The sequence below is a fragment of the Salmonella sp. SSDFZ69 genome (genome assembly GCF_004010755.1).
Taxonomy (GTDB): Bacteria; Pseudomonadota; Gammaproteobacteria; order Enterobacterales; family Enterobacteriaceae; genus Salmonella; species Salmonella enterica.
Map to the genome: position 1 here is coordinate 585,241 of NZ_CP034831.1, position 24,091 is coordinate 609,331.

The 24,091-nt window shown below is 54.9% G+C and carries 24 protein-coding genes and 1 tRNA gene; 16 read left to right on the forward strand and 9 right to left on the reverse strand.

The genetic code is table 11. The annotated features are described in order from the left end of the window. Positions 1-173: 173 nt before the first annotated feature. From EOS98_RS02840 to mtr, 12 genes are all read left to right on the forward strand, one after another. Positions 174-250: transfer RNA gene (locus EOS98_RS02840), tRNA-Met, on the forward strand. Positions 251-457: 207 nt separating this feature from the next. Continuing rightward, a complete protein-coding gene (gene rimP / locus EOS98_RS02845; protein ID WP_000105461.1) occupies positions 458-910 on the forward strand; it encodes a ribosome maturation factor RimP in 453 nt (150 codons plus the stop codon). Positions 911-937: 27 nt separating this feature from the next. Beyond that, entirely contained in the window at positions 938-2,440 is a 1,503-nt protein-coding gene (nusA, locus tag EOS98_RS02850; protein WP_001031038.1) for a transcription termination factor NusA, read from the forward strand. Positions 2,441-2,464: 24 nt separating this feature from the next. Then, a complete protein-coding gene (gene infB, locus EOS98_RS02855; RefSeq protein WP_000133064.1) occupies positions 2,465-5,143 on the forward strand; it encodes a translation initiation factor IF-2 in 2,679 nt (892 codons plus the stop codon). A 220-nt stretch (positions 5,144-5,363) separates the two neighbouring features. Next, positions 5,364-5,765 (forward strand): 30S ribosome-binding factor RbfA, encoded by a 402-nt coding sequence (gene rbfA / locus EOS98_RS02860; RefSeq protein WP_001040199.1) that lies wholly within the window; start codon positions 5,364-5,366, stop codon positions 5,763-5,765. Beyond that, entirely contained in the window at positions 5,765-6,709 is a 945-nt protein-coding gene (gene truB, locus EOS98_RS02865) for a tRNA pseudouridine(55) synthase TruB (protein WP_000089678.1), read from the forward strand. The genes rbfA and truB overlap by 1 nt, the downstream gene beginning before the upstream one ends. Positions 6,710-6,859: 150 nt before the next feature. Further along, positions 6,860-7,129: a 30S ribosomal protein S15 gene (rpsO, locus tag EOS98_RS02870; RefSeq protein WP_000059465.1), complete on the forward strand. Its 270-nt coding sequence runs from the start codon at positions 6,860-6,862 to the stop codon at positions 7,127-7,129. Between the two features lie 241 nt (positions 7,130-7,370). Continuing rightward, a complete protein-coding gene (gene pnp, locus EOS98_RS02875; protein WP_001670767.1) occupies positions 7,371-9,506 on the forward strand; it encodes a polyribonucleotide nucleotidyltransferase in 2,136 nt (711 codons plus the stop codon). A 109-nt stretch (positions 9,507-9,615) separates the two neighbouring features. Next, entirely contained in the window at positions 9,616-10,500 is an 885-nt protein-coding gene (gene nlpI, locus EOS98_RS02880; protein ID WP_000802069.1) for a lipoprotein NlpI, read from the forward strand. A 105-nt stretch (positions 10,501-10,605) separates the two neighbouring features. Continuing rightward, positions 10,606-10,686, forward strand: a complete 81-nt coding sequence (gene yrbN / locus EOS98_RS02885) for a protein YrbN (protein WP_010723222.1) — start codon at positions 10,606-10,608, stop codon at positions 10,684-10,686. Next, positions 10,679-12,568: an ATP-dependent RNA helicase DeaD gene (gene deaD, locus EOS98_RS02890; protein WP_000807248.1), complete on the forward strand. Its 1,890-nt coding sequence runs from the start codon at positions 10,679-10,681 to the stop codon at positions 12,566-12,568. Before yrbN ends, deaD begins: the two co-directional genes overlap by 8 nt. A gap of 153 nt (positions 12,569-12,721) precedes the next feature. Beyond that, positions 12,722-13,966: a tryptophan permease gene (mtr, locus tag EOS98_RS02895; RefSeq protein WP_023254747.1), complete on the forward strand. Its 1,245-nt coding sequence runs from the start codon at positions 12,722-12,724 to the stop codon at positions 13,964-13,966. A 90-nt stretch (positions 13,967-14,056) separates the two neighbouring features. On the opposite strand, the gene EOS98_RS02900 is transcribed toward mtr, so the two are convergent. From EOS98_RS02900 to ubiU, 3 genes are all read right to left on the reverse strand, one after another. Further along, the gene (locus EOS98_RS02900; RefSeq protein ID WP_023241655.1) at positions 14,057-15,064 is read right to left on the reverse strand and encodes a luciferase-like monooxygenase; all 1,008 of its coding nucleotides are present in this window, start codon (positions 15,062-15,064) and stop codon (positions 14,057-14,059) included. 177 nt (positions 15,065-15,241) lie between these two features. After that, on the reverse strand, positions 15,242-16,120 hold the full coding sequence (locus tag EOS98_RS02905) for a U32 family peptidase (protein WP_000877713.1): 879 nt from the start codon (positions 16,118-16,120) through the stop codon (positions 15,242-15,244). 8 nt (positions 16,121-16,128) lie between these two features. Next, on the reverse strand, positions 16,129-17,124 hold the full coding sequence (gene ubiU, locus EOS98_RS02910) for a ubiquinone anaerobic biosynthesis protein UbiU (RefSeq protein WP_000421309.1): 996 nt from the start codon (positions 17,122-17,124) through the stop codon (positions 16,129-16,131). A gap of 216 nt (positions 17,125-17,340) precedes the next feature. On the opposite strand from ubiU, the gene ubiT reads away from it, so the two are divergent. Then, positions 17,341-17,865: a ubiquinone anaerobic biosynthesis accessory factor UbiT gene (ubiT, locus tag EOS98_RS02915; RefSeq protein WP_000884721.1), complete on the forward strand. Its 525-nt coding sequence runs from the start codon at positions 17,341-17,343 to the stop codon at positions 17,863-17,865. Further along, a complete protein-coding gene (locus EOS98_RS02920; protein ID WP_000908562.1) occupies positions 17,859-18,362 on the forward strand; it encodes a GNAT family N-acetyltransferase in 504 nt (167 codons plus the stop codon). The genes ubiT and EOS98_RS02920 overlap by 7 nt, the downstream gene beginning before the upstream one ends. Here the strand turns inward: EOS98_RS02920 and EOS98_RS02925 are convergent. Further along, positions 18,349-18,666, reverse strand: coding sequence for a GIY-YIG nuclease family protein (locus EOS98_RS02925; RefSeq protein ID WP_000928379.1), 318 nt, complete (start codon positions 18,664-18,666; stop codon positions 18,349-18,351). The two genes, EOS98_RS02920 and EOS98_RS02925, sit on opposite strands and share 14 nt — an antisense overlap. Positions 18,667-18,703: 37 nt before the next feature. Between EOS98_RS02925 and EOS98_RS02930 the strand changes: the two genes are divergently transcribed. Then, positions 18,704-19,147, forward strand: coding sequence for a YhbP family protein (locus EOS98_RS02930; RefSeq protein WP_001608176.1), 444 nt, complete (start codon positions 18,704-18,706; stop codon positions 19,145-19,147). On the opposite strand, the gene yhbO is transcribed toward EOS98_RS02930, so the two are convergent. Further along, the gene (gene yhbO, locus EOS98_RS02935) at positions 19,127-19,645 is read right to left on the reverse strand and encodes a protein/nucleic acid deglycase (protein WP_127821139.1); all 519 of its coding nucleotides are present in this window, start codon (positions 19,643-19,645) and stop codon (positions 19,127-19,129) included. The two genes, EOS98_RS02930 and yhbO, sit on opposite strands and share 21 nt — an antisense overlap. A 130-nt stretch (positions 19,646-19,775) precedes the next feature. Here yhbO and EOS98_RS02940 point away from each other — a divergent pair, with 130 nt between their 5' ends. Further along, the gene (locus EOS98_RS02940) at positions 19,776-20,411 is read left to right on the forward strand and encodes an NAD(P)H-binding protein (protein ID WP_001517952.1); all 636 of its coding nucleotides are present in this window, start codon (positions 19,776-19,778) and stop codon (positions 20,409-20,411) included. A 66-nt stretch (positions 20,412-20,477) separates the two neighbouring features. Here the strand turns inward: EOS98_RS02940 and dolP are convergent, their stop codons facing one another. From dolP to EOS98_RS02960, 4 genes are read right to left on the reverse strand one after another with little or no spacing between them, the layout of a single operon-like run. After that, entirely contained in the window at positions 20,478-21,053 is a 576-nt protein-coding gene (dolP, locus tag EOS98_RS02945; RefSeq protein WP_000643280.1) for a division/outer membrane stress-associated lipid-binding lipoprotein, read from the reverse strand. A gap of 9 nt (positions 21,054-21,062) precedes the next feature. Further along, positions 21,063-21,653, reverse strand: a complete 591-nt coding sequence (gene diaA / locus EOS98_RS02950) for a DnaA initiator-associating protein DiaA (RefSeq protein WP_000893481.1) — start codon at positions 21,651-21,653, stop codon at positions 21,063-21,065. Between the two features lie 21 nt (positions 21,654-21,674). Beyond that, positions 21,675-22,070 (reverse strand): YraN family protein, encoded by a 396-nt coding sequence (locus tag EOS98_RS02955; RefSeq protein WP_000057285.1) that lies wholly within the window; start codon positions 22,068-22,070, stop codon positions 21,675-21,677. Then, positions 22,028-24,070 carry a penicillin-binding protein activator gene (locus EOS98_RS02960; RefSeq protein WP_126523810.1) on the reverse strand — a complete coding sequence of 681 codons (2,043 nt, stop codon included), beginning with the start codon at positions 24,068-24,070 and terminating at the stop codon, positions 22,028-22,030. The genes EOS98_RS02955 and EOS98_RS02960 overlap by 43 nt, the downstream gene beginning before the upstream one ends. Between the last annotated feature and the right edge of the window lie 21 nt (positions 24,071-24,091).

Genomic DNA, 24,091 nt, shown 5'->3' on the forward strand with positions numbered 1-24,091 from the left:
GGATGAGTATAACGAAGAGTGGTATTCATTCATCTGCATATTGGGAATAGGGTTGACATAACTCATGCCTGGTCACTATACTGTGCGCAGATTTTACGTCCCGTCCTCGGTACCAAATCCCAGCAGTATTTGCAAATTTTGCCCAAAACGAGTAGAATTTGCCACGTTTCAGGCGCGGGGTGGAGCAGCCTGGTAGCTCGTCGGGCTCATAACCCGAAGGTCGTCGGTTCAAATCCGGCCCCCGCAACCACTTTCCCTTAGAGTTCTTTTTCAAATATACTGTGAAGATTATGTCCTTCGTAGCTGGATTTGAAAAAAATTCTTTCGGAAGGTACACCAGACCGCCGTTGCGGTTATAGGGTTCAGTTATCTAAAGCCCCGATTTATCGGGGTTTTTTGTTATCTGACTACAGAATAACTGGGCTTTAGGCCCTTTTTTTATGTCTTGGGGGTGGGCTTGTCCACATTAGAGCAAAAATTAACAGAGATGATTACAGCGCCAGTTGAAGCCTTAGGCTACGAGCTGGTCGGCATCGAATTTATTCGCGGTCGCACATCCACACTGCGCATCTATATTGATAGTGAAGATGGCATCAATGTTGATGATTGTGCTGATGTGAGCCACCAGGTAAGCGCGGTGCTGGACGTTGAAGATCCTATCTCCGTGGCTTACAACCTTGAAGTCTCGTCACCGGGTCTCGACCGTCCTATGTTCACTGCCGATCATTATGCGCGTTTCCAGGGTGAAGAAGTCGCGCTGGTTCTTCGCATGGCGGTACAGAACCGTCGCAAGTGGCAGGGCATTATCAAAGCGGTGGACGGTGAAATGATTACCGTCACAGTCGAAGGCAAAGATGAAGTGTTCGCGCTGAGTAATATCCAGAAGGCGAACCTGGTTCCCCACTTTTAACAGTCTGGATGAGGTGAAAAGCCCGCGATGAACAAAGAAATTTTGGCTGTTGTTGAAGCCGTCTCCAACGAAAAAGCGCTGCCACGCGAAAAAATTTTTGAAGCGCTGGAAAGTGCGCTGGCGACAGCAACAAAGAAAAAATATGAGCAGGAGATCGATGTTCGTGTAGAAATCGATCGTAAAAGCGGTGATTTTGATACTTTCCGCCGTTGGTTGATCGTTGAAGAAGTGACCATGCCGACGAAGGAAATTACGCTGGAAGCGGCGCGCTTTGAAGACGAAAGTCTGAATGTCGGCGACTATGTTGAAGATCAGATTGAATCTGTCACCTTTGACCGTATCACCACGCAGACTGCGAAACAGGTTATCGTGCAGAAAGTGCGTGAAGCCGAACGGGCGATGGTTGTCGATCAGTTCCGCGACCAGGAAGGCGAAATCGTCACTGGCGTGGTGAAGAAAGTAAACCGCGACAATATCTCTCTGGAAATTAAATCTGAAGGGATGGCCGGTAACGCTGAAGCGGTGATTCTGCGTGAAGATATGCTGCCGCGCGAAAACTTCCGTCCTGGCGACCGTATTCGCGGCGTGCTGTATGCTGTTCGCCCGGAAGCGCGTGGCGCGCAGCTGTTCGTCACCCGTTCCAAGCCGGAAATGCTGATCGAACTGTTCCGCATCGAAGTGCCGGAAATCGGCGAAGAAGTGATTGAAATTAAAGCGGCGGCTCGCGATCCGGGTTCTCGTGCGAAAATCGCAGTGAAAACCAACGATAAACGTATCGATCCGGTCGGCGCTTGCGTGGGGATGCGCGGCGCGCGCGTTCAGGCGGTCTCTACCGAACTGGGCGGTGAGCGTATCGATATCGTGCTGTGGGATGATAACCCGGCGCAGTTCGTCATTAATGCGATGGCGCCGGCAGACGTCGCGTCTATCGTGGTGGACGAAGATAAACATACCATGGATATCGCCGTTGAAGCCGGTAATCTGGCGCAGGCGATCGGACGTAATGGTCAGAACGTCCGCCTGGCTTCGCAATTGAGCGGCTGGGAACTCAACGTAATGACCGTTGATGACTTGCAGGCTAAACATCAGGCTGAAGCACATGCCGCTATCGAGATCTTTACTAAATATCTTGATATTGATGAAGAGTTCGCGACCGTTCTGGTAGAAGAAGGTTTCTCCACGCTCGAAGAACTGGCCTATGTGCCAATGAAAGAACTGCTGGAAATTGACGGCCTTGATGAGCCGACCGTTGAAGCACTGCGCGAGCGTGCTAAAAACGCACTGGCCACTCTGGCGCAGGACCAGGAAGCAAGCCTCGGTGATAACAAACCGGCTGACGATCTGCTGAATCTGGAAGGATTAGATCGCGATATGGCTTTCAAACTGGCGGCTCGTGGTGTTTGTACGCTGGAAGATCTCGCCGACCAGGGCATTGATGATCTGGCTGATATCGAAGGGTTGACCGACGAAAAAGCCGGTGAGCTGATTATGGCTGCCCGTAATATTTGCTGGTTCGGCGACGAAGCGTAATAAACTGTAGCAGGAAGGAACAGCATGACAGATGTAACCCTAAAAGCGCTGGCCGCAGAGAGACAGGTTTCCGTGGATCGCCTGGTACAGCAGTTTGCTGATGCAGGTATCCGGAAATCTGCTGACGACTCTGTGTCCGCACAAGAAAAACAGACTTTACTGGCGCACCTGAACCGCGAAGCGGTTTCTGGTCCCGATAAACTGACGCTGCAGCGTAAGACGCGCAGTACCCTGAATATTCCAGGTACCGGTGGAAAAAGTAAATCGGTACAAATCGAAGTCCGCAAGAAGCGCACCTTTGTGAAACGCGATCCGCAAGAGGCTGAACGCCTGGCCGCGGAAGAGCAGGCGCAGCGTGAAGCGGAAGAGCAAGCCCGTCGTGAGGCAGAAGAACAGGCCAAACGCGAGGCGCAACAAAAAGCTGAACGCGAGGCCGCAGAACAAGCTAAGCGTGAAGCCGCTGAAAAAGCGAAACGTGAAGCTGCGGAAAAAGACAAAGTGAGCAATCAACAGACTGACGATATGACCAAAACCGCCCAGGCCGAAAAAGCCCGCCGTGAGAATGAAGCTGCAGAGCTGAAGCGTAAAGCGGAAGAAGAAGCACGTCGCAAACTCGAAGAAGAAGCGCGTCGTGTAGCAGAAGAAGCTCGCCGCATGGCGGAAGAAAACAAATGGACCGCAACGCCTGAGCCAGTAGAAGACACCAGTGACTATCATGTCACCACTTCTCAGCACGCTCGCCAGGCCGAAGACGAAAACGATCGTGAAGTTGAAGGCGGTCGTGGTCGTGGCCGTAATGCAAAAGCGGCGCGTCCGGCGAAAAAAGGCAAACATGCCGAATCCAAAGCCGATCGCGAAGAAGCGCGTGCTGCGGTTCGCGGCGGTAAAGGCGGCAAGCGTAAAGGGTCTTCTTTACAGCAAGGCTTCCAGAAGCCCGCTCAGGCCGTTAACCGTGACGTGGTGATCGGTGAAACCATCACCGTTGGCGAACTGGCGAACAAGATGGCGGTTAAAGGCTCTCAGGTCATCAAAGCGATGATGAAGCTGGGCGCCATGGCCACCATCAACCAGGTCATCGACCAGGAAACCGCACAGCTGGTTGCCGAAGAGATGGGCCACAAAGTTATCCTGCGTCGTGAAAACGAACTGGAAGAAGCGGTAATGAGCGACCGTGATACCGGCGCTGCGGCTGAACCGCGCGCACCGGTTGTGACCATCATGGGCCACGTTGACCACGGTAAAACCTCTCTGCTGGACTACATTCGTTCCACGAAAGTGGCCTCTGGCGAAGCGGGCGGCATTACCCAGCACATCGGTGCCTACCACGTTGAAACTGACAACGGGATGATCACCTTCCTGGACACCCCGGGCCACGCCGCGTTTACTTCTATGCGTGCTCGCGGCGCCCAGGCAACGGATATCGTGGTTCTGGTGGTAGCGGCAGACGACGGCGTGATGCCGCAGACTATCGAAGCTATCCAGCACGCGAAAGCGGCAGGTGTGCCGGTCGTGGTTGCGGTGAACAAAATCGATAAGCCGGAAGCCGATCCGGATCGCGTTAAGAACGAACTGTCCCAGTACGGCATTCTGCCGGAAGAGTGGGGCGGCGAGAGCCAGTTCGTTCACGTGTCTGCGAAAGCGGGTACCGGTATCGACGAACTGCTGGACGCTATCCTGCTGCAGGCCGAAGTTCTGGAACTGAAAGCGGTACGCAAAGGTATGGCGAGCGGCGCGGTGATCGAATCCTTCCTGGATAAAGGTCGTGGTCCGGTGGCTACCGTTCTGGTACGCGAAGGTACGCTGCATAAGGGCGATATCGTGCTGTGTGGCTTCGAATACGGTCGCGTGCGTGCGATGCGTAACGAACTGGGTCAGGAAGTGCTGGAAGCGGGTCCGTCCATTCCGGTGGAAATCCTCGGCCTGTCCGGCGTTCCGGCTGCGGGTGACGAAGTGACCGTGGTTCGTGACGAGAAGAAAGCGCGTGAAGTTGCTCTGTATCGTCAGGGTAAATTCCGTGAAGTTAAACTGGCGCGTCAGCAGAAATCTAAACTCGAGAACATGTTCGCCAACATGACCGAAGGCGAAGTTCACGAAGTGAACATCGTGCTGAAGGCCGACGTACAGGGTTCTGTGGAAGCGATCTCCGACTCCTTGCTGAAACTGTCTACCGACGAAGTGAAAGTGAAGATCATCGGTTCTGGCGTAGGTGGTATCACCGAAACCGACGCGACCCTGGCTGCGGCGTCCAACGCCATTCTGGTGGGCTTCAACGTTCGTGCTGATGCCTCTGCGCGTAAAGTGATCGAATCTGAAAGCCTGGATCTGCGTTACTACTCCGTCATCTATAACCTGATCGACGAAGTGAAAGCGGCGATGAGCGGTATGCTGTCTCCGGAACTGAAACAGCAGATCATCGGTCTGGCTGAAGTGCGCGATGTGTTCAAATCGCCGAAATTCGGCGCGATCGCGGGCTGTATGGTTACCGAAGGTACGATTAAACGCCATAACCCAATCCGCGTTCTGCGTGACAACGTGGTTATCTATGAAGGCGAGCTGGAATCCCTGCGCCGCTTCAAAGATGACGTTAACGAAGTCCGTAACGGCATGGAATGTGGTATCGGCGTGAAGAACTACAACGACGTTCGCGTTGGCGATATGATTGAAGTGTTCGAGATTATCGAGATCCAACGTACCATCGCTTAATCTTCGTCGTCTTTTGGTCCGCAACGGCGTTGGCTGCGCTCGCTCACCCCGGTCACATAGTTATCTATGCTCCCGGGGATTTACGAGCTTGCCGCCTTGTTGCAATCCAAAATCCTTAGAAGATGATTAGGCGTAGGCCGGGTAAGCGAAGCGCCACCCGGCAAGAAATTTAAAAAGGGGCTTATGGCCCCTTTTTTGTCTTTATTCTGGAGAATTTATTATGGCGAAAGAATTTGGTCGCCCTCAGCGCGTAGCGCAAGAGATGCAAAAAGAGATCGCAATCATCCTGCAGCGCGAAATTAAAGACCCGCGCCTGGGCATGATGACTACCGTCTCCGGTGTCGAAATGTCCCGTGACCTGGCCTATGCCAAAGTGTTTGTCACCTTTTTGAACGACAAAGATGAAGACGCAGTAAAAGCGGGCATCAAAGCGTTGCAGGAAGCGTCTGGTTTCATCCGCAGCTTGCTGGGTAAAGCGATGCGTCTGCGCATCGTGCCGGAACTGACCTTCTTCTACGACAACTCGCTGGTGGAAGGGATGCGTATGTCCAACCTGGTGACTAACGTGGTGAAACATGACGAAGAACGTCGTGTGAACCCGGACGACAGCAAGGAGGACTGATGAGTCGTCCTCGTCGTCGTGGCCGCGACATTCACGGCGTTCTGCTGCTGGATAAGCCGCAGGGTATGTCCAGCAATGACGTGCTGCAGAAAGTTAAGCGCATCTACAATGCCAACCGCGCCGGGCATACCGGCGCGCTGGACCCGCTGGCGACCGGCATGTTGCCGATTTGCCTCGGCGAAGCGACAAAATTTTCGCAGTACCTGCTGGATTCTGACAAACGCTATCGTGTTATTGCCCGTCTGGGGCAGCGCACGGATACCTCTGACGCCGATGGTCAAATCGTGCAGGAGCGTCCGGTGACTTTCAGCGCTGAGCAGCTTGCGAGCGCGCTGGAGACCTTTCGTGGGGATATCGAACAGATTCCCTCGATGTATTCGGCGCTGAAGTATCAGGGCAAGAAGCTGTACGAATATGCCCGCCAGGGTATCGAAGTGCCGCGCGAAGCCCGCCCGATTACCGTCTATGAGCTGCTGTTTATTCGCCATGAAGGTAACGAGCTGGAGCTGGAAGTTCATTGCTCCAAAGGCACCTATATTCGTACCATTATTGATGATTTAGGTGAGAAACTGGGCTGTGGCGCGCACGTAACCTACCTGCGTCGTCTGACGGTCAGCAAGTATCCGGTGGATCGTATGGTGACGCTGGAGCACTTGCGCGAGCTGGTAGCACAGGCGGAGCAGCAGGGCGTTCCGGCGGCGCAGTTGCTCGATCCATTATTGATGCCAATGGACAGTCCAGCTTCGGACTATCCTGTTGTTAATCTGCCGTTAACATCTTCGGTATACTTCAAAAATGGCAACCCGGTTCGTACCACGGGCGCGCCGTTGAAGGGACTGGTTCGTGTGACGGAAGGTGAAGACGATAAATTTATCGGTATGGGCGAAATTGACGACGAAGGCCGTGTCGCGCCTCGTCGGCTGGTAGTAGAGTACCCAGCGTAATGTCGCTTCGTCTTGCGATAAGAGAGCGCTGCGAGTAGAATACCGCCGCTTAACGTCGCGTAAATTATTTAACAGTTTACGCGGCGTACACTGGGATCGCTGAATTAGAGATCGGCGTCCTCTCATTCTTAAATACTTTGGAGTTTTAAAATGTCTCTAAGTACTGAAGCTACAGCTAAAATCGTTTCTGAGTTCGGTCGTGACGCAAACGACACCGGTTCTACCGATGTTCAGGTTGCTCTGTTGACTGCACAGATTAACCACCTGCAGGGTCACTTTGCAGAGCATAAAAAAGATCACCACAGCCGTCGTGGTCTGCTGCGTATGGTTTCTCAGCGTCGTAAACTGCTCGACTACCTGAAACGTAAAGATGTTGCACGCTACACCGCGCTGATTGAGCGTCTGGGTCTGCGTCGCTAATTCTTTCGAGTTTCAGAAAGAGGGGGCCTTCATGGCCCCTTTTTTCCAGCAGATGGCAGCAATTCGCTGGAAACTAATGTATTGTTGCTATGAATGATCTTCCGTTGCAGAGGTTCGCGCGGCTAATGAGAGGCTTTACCCATATCAGGGTTAGGGTTGTCATTAGTCGCGAGGATGCGCAGAAGATCGGGTATTAACGACGGCGCGTATTATGCCGTCAAAAATTGGAAAGGATATTATTTTGCTTAATCCGATCGTTCGTAAATTCCAGTACGGTCAGCATACCGTTACGCTGGAAACTGGCATGATGGCGCGTCAGGCCACTGCCGCTGTTATGGTAAGCATGGATGACACCGCCGTATTCGTTACCGTTGTCGGCCAGAAAAAAGCCAAGCCAGGCCAGGACTTCTTCCCACTGACCGTTAACTATCAGGAGCGTACCTACGCTGCTGGTCGTATCCCGGGCAGCTTCTTCCGTCGTGAAGGCCGTCCAAGCGAAGGCGAAACCCTGATCGCGCGTCTGATTGACCGCCCGGTTCGTCCGCTGTTCCCGGAAGGCTTCGTTAACGAAGTGCAGGTTATTGCGACCGTCGTTTCCGTTAACCCGCAGGTTAACCCAGACATCGTTGCCATGATCGGCGCATCTGCTGCGCTGTCGCTGTCCGGCATTCCGTTCAACGGCCCAATCGGCGCGGCGCGCGTAGGTTACATCAATGACCAGTACGTGCTGAACCCGACCCAGGACGAGCTGAAAGAAAGCAAGCTGGACCTGGTGGTTGCCGGTACCGAAGCGGCTGTGCTGATGGTGGAATCCGAAGCTGAACTGCTGAGTGAAGACACTATGCTGGGCGCGGTGGTATTCGGTCACGAGCAGCAGCAGGTTGTTATCCAGGCGATCAACGATCTGGTGAAAGAAGCCGGTAAACCGCGTTGGGACTGGCAGCCGGAAGCCGTCAACGACGCGTTGAACGCGCGTGTTGCTGCGCTTGCTGAATCTCGTCTGAGCGACGCGTACCGCATCACCGATAAACAAGAGCGCTATGCTCAGGTTGACGTAATCAAATCCGAAACCATCGAGCAGCTTATTGCAGAAGATGAAACTCTGGATGCTAACGAGCTGGGCGAAATCCTGCACGCCATCGAGAAAAACGTGGTGCGTAGCCGCGTACTGGCAGGCGAGCCGCGTATTGATGGCCGTGAAAAAGACATGATTCGTGGTCTGGACGTGCGCACTGGCGTACTGCCGCGTACTCACGGTTCCGCTCTGTTTACCCGTGGTGAAACGCAGGCGCTGGTTACCGCGACTCTGGGTACTGCCCGTGACGCGCAGGTGCTTGATGAACTGATGGGCGAGCGCACTGACAGCTTCCTGTTCCACTACAACTTCCCTCCGTACTCCGTAGGCGAAACCGGCATGGTCGGTTCTCCGAAGCGTCGTGAAATTGGTCACGGTCGTCTGGCGAAGCGCGGCGTGCTGGCAGTGATGCCGGACATGGATAAATTCCCGTACACCGTTCGCGTGGTGTCTGAAATCACCGAATCCAACGGTTCTTCCTCTATGGCTTCCGTGTGCGGCGCTTCTCTGGCGCTGATGGACGCTGGCGTGCCAATTAAAGCTGCCGTAGCAGGTATCGCTATGGGTCTGGTGAAAGAAGGCGACAACTACGTTGTACTGTCTGACATTCTGGGCGACGAAGATCACCTGGGCGATATGGACTTCAAAGTGGCGGGTTCCCGCGACGGTATCTCTGCGCTGCAGATGGATATCAAAATTGAAGGTATCACCAAAGAGATCATGCAGGTTGCGTTGAACCAGGCTAAAGGTGCGCGTCTGCACATCCTGGGCGTGATGGAACAGGCGATCAACGCGCCGCGCGGCGATATCTCTGAATTTGCGCCGCGTATCCATACCATCAAGATCAGCACGGACAAGATCAAAGACGTGATCGGTAAAGGCGGTTCTGTGATCCGCGCGCTGACTGAAGAGACCGGCACCACCATCGAAATTGAAGATGACGGTACTGTGAAGATCGCGGCGACCGACGGTGAAAAAGCGAAATACGCTATCCGTCGTATCGAAGAGATCACCGCAGAGATCGAAGTCGGCCGTATCTACAATGGTAAAGTGACCCGTATCGTTGACTTTGGCGCGTTTGTTGCCATCGGCGGCGGTAAAGAAGGTCTGGTTCACATCTCTCAAATCGCGGATAAGCGTGTAGAGAAAGTGACCGACTATCTGCAGATGGGTCAGGAAGTCCCGGTTAAGGTTCTGGAAGTTGACCGCCAGGGCCGTGTACGTCTGAGCATTAAAGAAGCAACCGAGCAGTCTCAACCTGCGGCTGCGCCGGAAGCTCCGGCGAGCGAACAGGCCGAGTAAGGTAGCCTTTTGCCCTCCGCAGTGCGGAGGGCTTTAGACCTGGCTGGACGCCTTGTTGAGCCACCGGGGAACAGGACGTTCATTCAATCGTTGTCTTCGGGAGTGGGAAATGAAGCCTTTTTTGCGCTGGTGTTTCGTTGCGACAGCACTTACGCTTGCAGGATGCAGTAATTCCGCCTGGCGTAAAAGTGAAGTCCTCGCAGTACCATTGCAACCGACTTTACAGCAGGAAGTGATTCTGGCGCGTATGGAACAGATTCTTGCCAGTCGGGCTTTAACCGATGACGAACGCGCACAGCTTTTATATGAGCGCGGAGTGTTGTATGATAGTCTTGGTTTGAGGGCATTAGCGCGAAATGATTTTTCACAAGCGCTGGCAATCAGACCGGATATGCCTGAAGTATTCAATTACTTAGGCATTTATTTAACGCAGGCAGGCAATTTTGATGCTGCCTATGAAGCGTTTGATTCTGTACTAGAGCTTGATCCAACTTACAACTACGCGCACTTAAACCGCGGTATCGCATTGTATTACGGCGGCCGTGATAAGTTAGCGCAAGATGATCTGCTGGCGTTTTATCAAGACGATCCCAATGATCCTTACCGCAGCCTGTGGCTGTATCTTGTTGAGCAGAAGCTTAATGAGAAGCAGGCGAAAGAAGCGTTAAAAGCACGTTTCGAAAAATCGGATAAAGAGCAATGGGGATGGAACATTGTCGAGTTCTACCTGGGCGACATTAGCGAAGCAACGCTGATGGAAAGGCTCAAGGCGGACGCAACGGATAACACCTCGCTCGCTGAGCATCTCAGTGAAACCAACTTCTATTTAGGTAAGTATTACCTAAGTCTGGGGGATTTGGACAGCGCCACGGCTCTGTTCAAACTGGCGGTGGCCAACAACGTTCATAACTTTGTTGAGCACCGATACGCATTGTTGGAATTATCGCTCCTGGGCCAGGACCAAGATGACCTGGCAGAATCGGACCAGCAATAGCTGACGAACATATCAGCCCGTAATCTTTTTGATTGCCATCACCTTCGCGGGTGAGGGCGTTGTTGTTCGTTAATACACCTACTTTGAGCCGGTTCACACTTTTCAATGAAAATTGCAGATCAATTTCATGATGAGTTATGTAGACTGGCCGCCATTAATTTTGAGGCACACGTACTACATGGCTGAATTCGAAACCACTTTTGCAGATCTGGGGCTGAAGGCTCCTATCCTTGAAGCCCTTACCGATCTGGGTTACGAAAAACCATCTCCAATCCAGGCAGAGTGCATTCCGCATCTGCTGGGCGGTCGCGACGTGCTGGGCATGGCCCAGACCGGTAGCGGCAAAACCGCAGCGTTCTCTTTACCGCTGCTCAACAATCTTGATCCTGAGCTGAAGGCACCTCAGATTCTGGTGCTGGCGCCAACCCGCGAACTGGCGGTACAGGTGGCCGAAGCCATGACGGATTTCTCTAAACACATGCGCGGCGTAAACGTGGTTGCCCTGTACGGCGGTCAGCGTTATGACGTGCAGTTACGCGCCCTGCGTCAGGGGCCGCAGATCGTTGTCGGTACGCCGGGACGTCTGCTTGATCACTTAAAACGCGGCACCCTCGACCTCTCTAAACTGAGTGGTCTGGTGCTGGATGAAGCCGACGAAATGCTGCGTATGGGCTTCATCGAAGACGTTGAAACTATTATGGCGCAGATCCCGGAAGGTCATCAGACCGCTCTGTTCTCCGCCACCATGCCGGAAGCGATTCGTCGCATTACCCGCCGCTTTATGAAAGAGCCGCAGGAAGTGCGCATTCAGTCCAGCGTGACTACCCGTCCTGACATCAGCCAGAGCTACTGGACTGTCTGGGGTATGCGTAAAAACGAAGCGCTGGTGCGTTTCCTGGAAGCGGAAGACTTTGATGCGGCGATTATCTTCGTACGTACCAAAAACGCGACCCTGGAAGTAGCAGAAGCGCTGGAACGTAGCGGCTACAACAGCGCCGCGTTGAATGGCGATATGAACCAGGCGCTGCGTGAGCAGACTCTGGAACGCCTGAAAGATGGTCGTCTGGACATCCTGATCGCTACCGACGTTGCGGCACGTGGTCTGGACGTTGAACGTATCAGCCTGGTGGTGAACTACGATATCCCGATGGATTCCGAGTCCTACGTTCACCGTATCGGTCGTACCGGCCGTGCGGGTCGCGCCGGTCGCGCGCTGCTGTTCGTTGAGAACCGCGAGCGTCGTCTGCTGCGCAACATCGAACGCACCATGAAGCTGACCATTCCGGAAGTGGAACTGCCGAACGCAGAACTGCTGGGTAAACGCCGTCTGGAAAAATTCGCCGCGAAAGTTCAGCAGCAACTGGAAAGCAGCGATCTGGATCAGTACCGTGCGCTGCTGGCGAAAATCCAGCCGTCTGCCGAAGGCGAAGAGCTGGATCTCGAAACGCTGGCTGCCGCACTGCTGAAAATGGCGCAGGGCGAGCGTCCGCTGATTCTGCCGCCGGATGCGCCGATGCGTCCTAAGCGTGAATTCCGTGACCGTGACGACCGTGGTCCGCGCGATCGTAATGACCGTGGCCCGCGTGGCGACCGTGAAGAACGTCCGCGTCGTGAACGTCGTGACGTTGGCGATATGCAGTTATACCGCATTGAAGTGGGCCGTGATGACGGCGTTGAAGTTCGTCATATCGTGGGCGCTATCGCTAACGAAGGCGACATCAGCAGCCGTTACATTGGTAACATTAAGCTGTTCGCGTCTCACTCCACCATCGAGCTGCCGAAAGGTATGCCGGGCGAAGTGCTCCAGCACTTCACGCGTACCCGCATCCTGAACAAGCCGATGAATATGCAGCTGTTGGGTGATGCGGTTCCGCACGCGGGCGGCGAACGTCGCGGCGGTGGTCGTAGCTTCAGTGGCGAACGTCGTGAAGGCGGTCGTAATTTCAGCGGCGAACGTCGTGAAGGTGGTCGTGGTGATGGTCGTCGCTTCAGCGGCGAGCGTCGTGAAAGCCGTGGTCCGCGTCGTGATGACTCTACCGGTCGCCGTCGTTTCGGCGGTGATGCGTAACTCACGCTGACCTGCGCATTCACAGCGTAAAGTAAAATATACAGCCCCGATCGTCACAATCGGGGCTTTTTTTATTTCTTTTGTACTCGTGTACTGGTACAGTGCAACGTATTGAGAGATAGTCACATTATAAATGACTGGAGAGAGAGCTGAATGGCAACACTTACCACCACCCAAACGTCACCTTCGCTGCTTGGCGGCGTGGTGATTATCGGCGGCACCATCATTGGCGCGGGGATGTTCTCCCTGCCGGTGGTCATGTCCGGGGCGTGGTTCTTCTGGTCGATGGCGGCGCTGGTCTTTACCTGGTTTTGTATGCTGCACTCCGGGCTGATGATTCTCGAAGCCAACCTTAACTACCGCATAGGTTCGAGTTTCGACACCATCACCAAAGATCTGTTGGGGAAAGGCTGGAACGTGGTCAACGGCATTTCTATTGCCTTTGTGCTCTACATCCTGACTTACGCCTATATCTCGGCGAGCGGCTCAATTCTGCATCATACCTTTGCTGAGATGTCGCTGAACGTTCCGGCGCGAGCGGCAGGTTTTGCCTTTGCGCTGCTGGTGGCGTTTGTCGTGTGGCTGAGTACGAAGGCGGTCAGCCGGATGACGGCGATTGTGCTGGGCGCGAAAGTGATTACTTTCTTCCTGACCTTCGGCAGCCTGTTAGGGCACGTTCAGCCTGCCACGTTGTTTAACGTGGCTGAAAGCCACGCGTCATATACGCCGTACCTGCTGATGACGCTGCCATTTTGTCTGGCCTCTTTTGGTTATCACGGTAACGTACCGAGCCTGATGAAATATTACGGCAAAGATCCGCGCACCATCGTCAAATGCCTGATTTATGGGACGTTACTGGCGCTAGCGCTCTATTCCGTCTGGCTGCTGGGGACGATGGGCAACATCCCGCGTCCGGAATTTATCGGCATTGCGCAGAAAGGCGGCAATATTGATGTGCTGGTACAGGCGTTGAGCGGCGTGCTGAACAGCCGCAGCCTGGATCTGCTGCTGGTGGTGTTCTCTAACTTTGCTGTCGCCAGTTCCTTCCTCGGCGTCACGCTGGGGCTGTTTGACTATCTGGCGGATCTGTTTGGTTTTGATGACTCGGCAATGGGGCGTTTTAAAACGGCGCTGCTGACCTTCGTACCGCCGATTGTCGGTGGCCTGCTGTACCCGAACGGTTTTCTGTACGCCATTGGCTATGCAGGTTTAGCTGCAACTATCTGGGCGGCCATTGTGCCTGCGCTGTTGGCGCGCAAATCTCGCGAACGTTTCGGCAGCCCGAAATTCCGCGTCTGGGGCGGTAAACCGATGATTGCCCTGATTCTGGTCTTCGGTGTCGGCAACGCGGTTATCCATATTCTGTCGAGCTTTAATTTGCTGCCGGTGTACCAGTAACGTTATTGTGCCGGATGGCGGTTGCACCTTATCCGGCCTACTTGATGCTGTAGGCCCGGTAAGCGAAGCGCCACCGGGCAAAACAATGCGCTACCCCAACAATTCCTGCTTCACATCCATCGCCAAATCAAACGAATGCAGGCGTGCCTGGTGGTCGAAAATCTGCCCGTTGACCATAATTTCATCCGCCTGGGTTTCCCGCAGGATGGATTCCAGCCCGTGGCGGACTTTCGCTTTATCACCGACCAGCGACATACTCAGCGCCTGCTGCACGCCATACTGCTCGGATGGCGACCAGAAGGTCTCCATATTCTCAATCGGCGGCGGCAGTTGGCCGGTTTCCCCACGGCGTAGCTTCACGAAAGCCTGCTGCATGGAGGTAAACAGGAATTCGGCGTCGCGGTTGCTGTCGGCGGCGATAATATTGATACACACCATCGCGTACGGTTTTTCCAGCCGCGCTGAAGGTTTGAACTGGGTACGGTACAGATGCAGCGCCTGGAACAACATATCCGGCGCGAAATGCGAAGCAAAGGCGAACGGCAGGCCAAGCTGGGCCGCCAGTTGTGCGCTATACAGGCTGGAGCCCAACAGCCAGACCGGGATCTTCTCGCCGTAGCCGGGCACCGGGCGCACATGCGGATTAGGGTCGCGAGCGTCGAACCAGTCCACCAGCTCTGCGACATCGCGTGGAAAGTTATCGATATCGCCGCTCATATGGCGACGCAGCGCGCGCATCGTCGGCTGATCGCTACCCGGTGCGCGTCCTAACCCTAAGTCGATACGTCCCGGGTAGAGCGTATTCAGCGTGCCGAACTGCTCGGCAATCACCAGCGGTGAATGGTTAGGCAGCATCACGCCGCCGGAGCCAAGATGTAATGTTGTGGTATTGGCCGCCAGATAACCAATCAATACCGAGGTCGCCGCGCTGGCGATACCGGTCATGTTGTGATGTTCTGCCAGCCAGTAGCGGTGATAACCGCGCTTTTCAGCCAGCCGTGCGAGATCAAGCGAGTGCGTGAAGGCTTCTTTTGCCGAAGCTCCTTCAGGGATCGGCGCCAGATCCAGCACCGAGAACGGAATAGTTTTGTCAGTCATAACGGCTCACTTTGTTACCGGTTAATCTTTTAATACTGCATTAAAGATTAGCGAATGTTGTTAACAAAGTGAGCTTTATGAGACTGACGGCAAAAACAATACCCGATGGCGCTGCGCTTATCGGGCCTACGGGAGCGCTATTTGTAGGCCGGATAAGGTATTGATGCCGCCATCCGGCTAGGCCTGTAGCTCCAGCCCGGCCAGCCGCTTCCAGTAGCCGTTACAGTCGCTATGCGCGGCAAGCGGTAATGGCGCGCCGCCGTTTTCGTTAGCGCGAAAGGCATCAAGCATGGCAAATGTCTCCGTCCCCAACGGCGACAGCCGCACGATATCGACCAATCCCTGCATCGACGTCAGTTCGTTGCCAAGGTTATAGACATAGCCGCTCATGGTCTGAATACCGTTAAGCACAAACACCTGCTGATTCTCTTGCGAGAACACGTCACGACCGTTTGGATACTTGATACAGCAGGTTTCGCACTCATCTTTCGGGCGGTCTTCCGAACGGGCGGTAAAGCAGCGAGCGGAGTAGGCCAGCGGCAGATGGCCGTAGCTCAACACTTCCACTTCAAACTGATTGCGGATGCCCAGTTCGTCGCACTGATTAAGCAAATTCACCAGCCAGTCGCGGGACAGCTCCACCGGCATACACCAGCGTACCATGCCTTCTTTCAGCAACCGGCGCAGCGTGACCGCGTTGTAGCAATTCAGCGCATGGCCGGCGACAAACGGCAGTTTGCGCTCGGCGCACAGATTCACCACGCCAAGATCGCTGGCTTCCAGCAGAAAATCGCCGTTGTCCACATAGCGTTTCAGCTCGCTTAATTCAGATGACGCCTGTACCAGCGCCAGGGTGGAGAGCGCCACCTGCTTACCGCTGGCGGCGAGGGATTTCGCCATTTCCAGCCAGTCGCCGACTTTGGTCGCGCGACGCTTGCTGCACACCGCTTCACCCAGATAAATGACATCAGCGCTGCTTTTTGCGGCCTGCTGATAAAAATCTTCCAGCGTCTCTTTCGGCCAGTAATAAAGCACCGGTCCTAAGGAATATTTCATAGCTCCTCTCACTGCCATTTACGGTGATATGCGCCAAGCGTGGTTTGAGTGCCTTCGGACATCGCGCCGAGCGTCTCCATCCAGTCGCGCTGTGGAACGAAGTTTTGCGGGGCGGCTTTGCAGCGATCGATCGCCTGGCGCCACACTTTCGCCACCTGGCTGACATAGGCCGGGCTGCGCTGGCGGCCTTCGATCTTCACCGAAGCGATGTTCGCCGCCATGAGCTCCGGCAGCAGTTCCAGCGTGTTCAGGCTGGTTGGCTCCTCCAGCGCGTGATAGCGCTCGCCGTCCACTAAATAGCGGCCTTTGCACAGCGTTGGGTAGCCCGCGTTTTCGCCATCCTGGTAACGGTCAATCAGGACATCATTCAGGCGCGATTCCAGCCCCTGCGGCGTTTGCTGCCAACGGACAAAGCGGGCGGGAGAGCAGGCGCCGACGGTATTGGGCGACTCCCCCGTCAGGTAAGAAGAAAGATAGCAGCGACCTTCCGCCATAATGCACAGGCTGCCAAACGCGAATACCTCCAGCGGCACCGGCGTGACGCGGGCCAGTTGTTTTACCTGGTGAATCGACAGTACACGCGGCAGTACTACGCGGTGGACATCAAAGTTGCGGTGATAAAAGCGAATCGCCTCTTCGTTGGTTGCCGAGGCCTGAACGGAAACATGGCGCTCAATATGTGGGTAACGCTCTGCGGCATATTCCAGCATAGCGAGGTCGGCAAGAATCAGTGCGTCGGCGCCAAGCTGCGCCGCCATATCCACGGCGCGCTGCCAGCGGGCATAGCCGTCCGGATGCGCAAAAGTATTAATGGCGATGTGTAATTTGCGGCGATGCTGGTGAACAAAACTCACCGCTTCCTGCAATTTTTTTTCGGTAAAGTTAAGGCCGGCAAAATGACGGGCATTGGTATCGTCTTTTAACCCGATATAAACGGCGTCAGCGCCGTTTTCGATGGCCGCCTTCAGCGCCGGGAGATTTCCGGCAGGGCAGAGCAGCTCCATAATTTATCCTGAGGGTTACGTCTGAGACGCAAAATTGTTAACGAACAGGGATTTTAGTTAACCTTGCTGCGACAATTTTTGATTTAAGGCAGTTAAAGGCGTATTGGTAACACCAATAATGGGGTAGAAAATCAGACCCAATTGTTGATTTACGCCGCCATGTGATTTATTGGATATGGCAAAATAACAGGACTATTGAAACAGGGAGTAAAGCTCGTGTTAGATAAACTGCGTTCACGCTTAGTCCATGCTGGCCCGTCTCTGATGAGTGTACCGGTTAAACTGACGCCCTTTGCGCTAAAGCGCCAGGTTCTGGAACAGGTTCTGAGCTGGCAGTTTCGTCAGGCGCTGGCCGATGGAGAGCTGGAATTCCTCGAAGGTCGTTGGTTAAGCATTCATGTTCGTGACATCGACTTAAAATGGTATACCACAGTTGAAAATGAAAAGCTGATCGTTAGCCAGCAGGCGGATGCCGACGTCAGTTTTAGCGCCGACGCCAGCGATCTGCTAATGATCGCCGCCCGTAAACAGGATCCGGATACGCTCTTTTTCCAGCGTCGACTGGTCATTGAAGGCGATACTGAGTTAGGGTTGTATGTGAAGAATCTGATGGACGCCATCGAACTGGAGCAGATGCCGAAAGCGTTACGCGTTATGCTGCTGCAACTGGCGGATTTTGTTGAGGCGGGTATGAAAAACTCGCCGGAAACCAAACAGACCTCGGTAGGTGAACCATGCTAATTCGAGTAGAAATTCCCATTGATGCGCCTGGTATTGATGCGCTGTTACGCCGTTCATTCGAAAGCGATGCGGAAGCGAAGCTGGTTCACGATTTGCGTGAAGATGGTTTTCTGACGCTCGGACTGGTGGCCACGGATGATGAAGGCCAGGTGGTGGGCTATGTCGCCTTTAGCCCGGTTGATGTGCAGGGCGAAGATTTACAGTGGGTCGGCATGGCGCCGCTGGCGGTCGATGAAAAGTATCGCGGGCAAGGGCTGGCGCGCCAGTTAGTGTATGAAGGGCTGGATTCGCTCAACGAGTTCGGCTACGCGGCGGTCGTGACGCTGGGCGACCCGGCGTTATATAGCCGCTTCGGTTTTGAACTGGCCGCGCATTACGATCTTCACTGCCGTTGGCCCGGTACGGAAAGCGCTTTCCAGGTACACCGTTTGGCTGAGGATGCGCTGGAAGGCGTGACGGGGCTGGTGGAGTATCACGACCACTTCAATCGTTTTTAAGCACCGGCGTTTGCAGGCTGGACAGCAGCGCCTCAAACGCTTCGCGTTCCGTCACAAGGCGCTCCTTCTGGCGCTTTGTGAGCTGTTTGATGCGATACTCTATGCGCAGGGCCAGCGAGCGATCGCCGACCTGCGCCGCAAACGCCAGCGTTAACTCGCCTTTTCCCCGTAATGCTTTTGCGCCTTTTCCCGTTTGATGCTGCCTGTAACGACGCGCCACATCGGTGGTTATTCCGGTGTAAAGCGCATTGTCTGCGGTACGAATCAGATACAGATACCAGGGTGTCATTGTCGCCATCAGCATGATAATTTTCAGGTTCCCAGTATAAGCGAGAATAAAGATGGACACACTTACCGCTATTGGCCGTTGGCTGGCGAAACAACACGTGGTGACCTGGTGCGTACACCATGAGGGAGAGCTGTGGTGCGCCAATGCGTTTTATTTGTTCGATGCGCAAAACGTCGCGCTGTATCTGTTAACGGATGATAAAACCCGCCATGCGCAAATGTCCGGCGCGTGCGCGCCAGTTGCGGGAACGGTCAATGGTCAGCCGAAAACGGTGGCGCGCATTCGCGGCGTGCAGTTTAAAGGGGAAATTCGCCGTCTGGAGGGGGAGGAGAGCGACGCCGCGCGTAAAGCTTACCTTCGTCGCTTCCCGGTCGCCAGGGTGCTGCCAGCGCCGGTATGGGAAATCCGGCTGGATGAAATTAAATTCACCGACAACACGCTGGGGTTTGGTAAAAAACTGCACTGGTTACGCGACTCACGCGCCCAGCAGGCGTAGCGCCTCGCGGTTAAATGCCGGCAGGTCGTCAGGCGTGCGGCTGGTCACCAGCTGATCTTTATCGACGACGACTTCCTGATCGTAAAATTCCGCGCCCGCGTTCTTCACATCGATAATAATCGGTTTCACCGCCGTGAGTTTGCGGCCACGAATGACATCGGCGCTGATCAACAACTGCGGGCCGTGGCAAATGGCAAAAACCGGTTTACCGCTGTTAACGAAATCGCGGGTAAAATCCACGAAACGGCTGTCGCCGCGCAGGTAGTCCGGCGAATGACCTCCCGGCAATAGCAAGGCGTCGAACTCGTCGGGACGAACGTCATCAATAGCCTTATCAATGGTGACGCTGGCCTCGCCTTTTTTTCCTTTCACCGTTTTTCCCGCCTCTTTTTCGATGGTGATGACCTCATGGCCGGCCTGACGGAATTCTGCTGTCGGCGAGGTAAATTCTGAATCTTCAAATTCATCGGTAATCAAAACGGCAATTTTCTTACTCATGCGTTTCCTCCGCAGTGGTGGCGTCGGGTAAGGCAAATTTTCCACAATGATGGATACTTACCTCGTAGACTATTAAGCCTGGTCGATAGGGCCGAGAGTGCAAGGTGGACAAATCTGTAAAGGAGCGAGGATGAGTCAGGTACTGATTACCGGCGCGACCGGACTGGTCGGCGGACATCTGCTGAGAATGTTAATCAACACGCCGCAGGTGAGCGCTATCGCCGCGCCGACGCGTCGCCCGCTGACGGATATTGTCGGCGTTTATAACCCTCACGATCCGCAGCTTACCGACGCGTTAGCTCAGGTGACCGACCCGGTAGATATTGTTTTTTGCTGCCTGGGCACGACCCGGCGTGAAGCGGGAAGTAAAGCGGCGTTTATTCATGCGGATTATACGTTGGTGGTTGATACCGCGCTGACCGGGCGTCGACTGGGCGCGCAGCACATGTTGGTGGTCAGCGCAATGGGAGCAAACGCGCACTCTCCGTTTTTCTACAATCGGGTGAAAGGAGAAATGGAGGAGGCGTTAATCGCGCAAAATTGGCCTCGTTTGACGATTGCCCGGCCTTCTATGCTGCTCGGCGACAGAACAACGCGGCGGGTGAATGAAACGCTTTTCGCTCCGCTATTCCGGCTGTTGCCAGGAAACTGGAAATCGATTGATGCGCGGGATGTGGCGCGGGCCATGCTGGCGGAAGCGCTGGCGCCAGCACAAGAAGGCGTGACGATTCTGACCTCATCGCAACTGCGGGAAAAAGCGGGGTAGCGAAGCCGGATGATTTACCGGATGGCGACGCGGTTTACACATTTTTATCGCCACCCGGCACACCGGTTACTTAATATACGTAAAGGCGGTGGTCACGCGTTTCACGCCGCTCACCCGGCTGGCGATGTCTGCTGCCGCTTTACCTTCACGTTCAGTCACCAGGCCCAGCAGGAACACTTCGCCATTCTCGGTGGTGACTTTCACATTTGACGATTTTACCTGATCGCTGGTCAGTAGCTGTGAGCGAACTTTCGTGGTGATCCAGGTATCGTTAGAGGCGGTCCCCAGGCCGATAGGCTGACCCTGGCGAATCTCGTTATAGACCTCGGTGGTGCCTTCAACGCCCATCGCTATCTGTTTAGCGCGTGCGGAGAGTTCGCTGTTTGGCGACTGGCCCACTAACAAAACTTTGCCCTGATAAGCCGTGACATTGATGCGCGTCTCTTTTTTGATTTGCTCATCTTTCGACAGCGCGCTGCTGACACGCAGTTCCAGCGTTCCGTCATCCACCTGGGTGCCCACGCTACGCGGGTCGGTTGCGGCTTTGGTGCCGACGGCTGCCGTACCCACTACCGCGGCGGCGACGCAACCTTGCAATAGCAACGCAGAAATAAGGACTGCGAGCGGCGAAAATGCCTTCATGTGTACTCCTTAATCATCCTGGTGAGGAAAAAGCGTGTTATCGATCAAATCGCACAGGCAGTTTACCGTCAGCATATGCATTTCCTGAATGCGCGCGCTGTGGTGTGAAGGGATACGAATTTCGACATCCTGCGGCCCTAATAGTCCGGCCAGCTCACCCCCGTCATACCCGGTTAGCGCCACAATGGTCATGTCACGTGTGACGGCTGCTTCAACGGCTTTTACGATATCGCGACTATTACCACGCGTAGAGATCGCCAATAAAACATCGCCTGCATGTCCCAGCGCCCGGACTTGTTTTGCATAAACTTCATCGTGCAGGCGATCGTTAGCGATCGCAGTTAAGACCACATTATCGGTATTTAGTGCAATGGCGGGTAAACTGGGTCGCTCCGTTTCAAAGCGGTTAATCATGCTGGCAGCAAAATGCTGTGCGTTGGCCGCGGACGTCCCGTTTCCACAACAGAGGATTTTGTTGCCGTTAAGCAGGGAATGAACCAGCGTCATGGCGGCGCGGGAAATGGCATCCGGAAGCGCTTCCGCCGCAGCAATTTGAGTTTGAATGCTTTCTGTAAAGCAAACTTTGATTCTTTCGAGCACGCTAATCCTTAAAATCTTCAATTATGAGTGGTCGTTAAACGCATCCCGAAACCACTCAATCTCATTTCCGGTGAAGGCTAACACATCGAACCGACAATCCACAGTATCAAAACTCCCATTCTGGCGGGCGAGCCACAAGCGGGCAGTATGTAATAATTTGTGTTGCTTGCTGCGGGTCACACTGGCCGCCGCGCCGCCATAAAGCCCGGAGCGCCGATAGCGGACCTCAACAAAAACCGTCGTTTTTCCGTCGCGCATGATCAGATCGATTTCGCCGCCGCGCTCGCGCACGTTGGCGGCGATAAACCGCAGTCCTTTGCTTTCCAGCCAGCGACGCGCGGCAGCTTCCCACGCGTCGCCAGCCTGTTTACGCGTTAGCTGGCGGGAACAATCTCCCCTTGCTGGTATTTGAGCCATGATAACTTCCTGTTAATCACACAATCCGGGCTGGCGGTTAATGCGCCGGTATTGCCATTGATCTCAAATCCCTGCACCTGACGCATCTGCGAAAAGTGGTTCGCCAGCGTCCAGGCATCCACGCCCATGGCGTACATCCGCGCCAGAGAATAGTCGTTATGTACAGCGCTCAGCGCCTGCTGCATCAACGGCATATTGCCGCCTGCCAGCATAGGAATTTCACTGTATTGTAAACCCTCCATTTCCAGACGGAAGTCAGGGCCGGAGGTGCCTTGCGCGCTGCGGGAGCTGGCATACAGCGTCGCGCCGCTCTGAGTGCCGTTACGCATGGCGATCATCGGTTTGATAAAGCCAATCTCTTCCGGCGTAGCCAGAATATAGACCGCGTCTACGCGTCCGCCGCCGGTGATTTGCGCGTCGGTCGGCGGCGCAGGGATGGTCAGACCGCCAATGGTGACGCCAGGCTGCGCAGGCACGCTGGCGGCGACCGGGCTGCCCGTCAACGCGATACCCGCGCCGCCGTTCACGCCCATTTTCAGCTCGGCTACGGAGCCGAATTTTTGCTGTAACACGATGCCGCCGCCCAGTTTTTGCCACTCCTGGGTGAAGGCGTTCGCCACGCGATCGCCAAGCGCGCTGCGTGGGATCAACAGCAGCGGCGACTGCTTGCCCTGGTCATAAATATGATGCGCCGCGTCACGGGCTTCATCTTCTGGAGAGAGCGCGAAATAGCAGATATTAGGGAAGCTACGTACCGTTTCCGGCTGGTTGAGCGCCAGCACGTTGAGCGGCGTGTTGCTTTTCATCAGCGCTTCCACATTGTTTTTCAACAGCGGCCCGACCACGATACTGGCGCCGTCTTGCTGAACCTGAGCAAGCACCTGATCCAACGGCTGGGAAGAGGTATCGTAGATTTTTAATTCAGCGGAGGGATCCGCCGGCGCGCTTGTTGTAGCAGGGGGAGTTTGTGGCGCGCTGACTGGCGTAGCGGACTGGGATGGAGCGTCATCAGTCAGATCGCTCACCGAGGCCTGCGACGGACTGGCGACGCCGTTGGTCATTTGTGGCTGCGTCTCCTCCACGCCAGGTTCGACCGGCGCGTCAGGCGCGGCGGCAGGCTGCGTCTCCACCGCCTGGGTGCCGAGGTTTTTCGCGGCTTCGAAACCTTGCTGGATGGTACGGCCAAACACGGCAGCCTGACCGTTCAGCGGCAGCAGCAGAGCGATTTTGCTGGTGGAAGCTGGTTTAAAACGTTGTACATTGACGAGCTGCGTCGGCAGCATTTTCGCCCCCGGATTTTGCGGGTAGCGTTTTTGCCAGTCGGCGATCCCGGCTTTCAGCATGTCTGGATCGTTGCGGTTGTCAAACCAGACGCGTTGCAGATCCAGCCAGCCCTGAAGCACATTTTCATCGGCGTTGATAACCAGCGTCCTGGCCTGATCCGGCGTCATGGCGGAGAGCGCCTGCCAGGTGGCGTCGATATTTTTTTGTTTATCTTTCGCCGCCAGTAGCGGTTCCTGGGCGATTAACGCCCGCAACAGGGTAAGCGACGGGCGTCCCTGGCTGGCAACGATCTGCGCCTGCCAGTAACGCGCTTGCTGATTTGGCGCAAAGTCGGCGGGTTTTAGTTTATCCAGCAAGGCCTGCGCGCCTGCGACATCTTTTTGCGCCAGTTTGATTTCTACCGCTAATAAAGACTGTTCGCGACGCTGGGTATCGTTCAGATTTTGCGGGAGTTGGTTGAACAGGTCGACGGCCTGCTGGCTTTTTCCTTCTTTCAGCAGTGCATGAATGGCGAGTAATTGCCAGTTGGTCTTGCTATCATCTGCGCTTTGCTGCATCTGATGCAGGTAAAAGGCGGAGTCAGCTTGCGCTGAACCCTGCATATAGGCTGCGCTTTGATCTGGCGCCTGGGTGCCGCACCCGGCGAAAAGTAGCGCAGCCAGGACGACAGGCAGCGCGCGTGCGGCGTTCAAACGAGAAAATGTTGAGGGTACCATACTGTATCCAGTGATATTTTT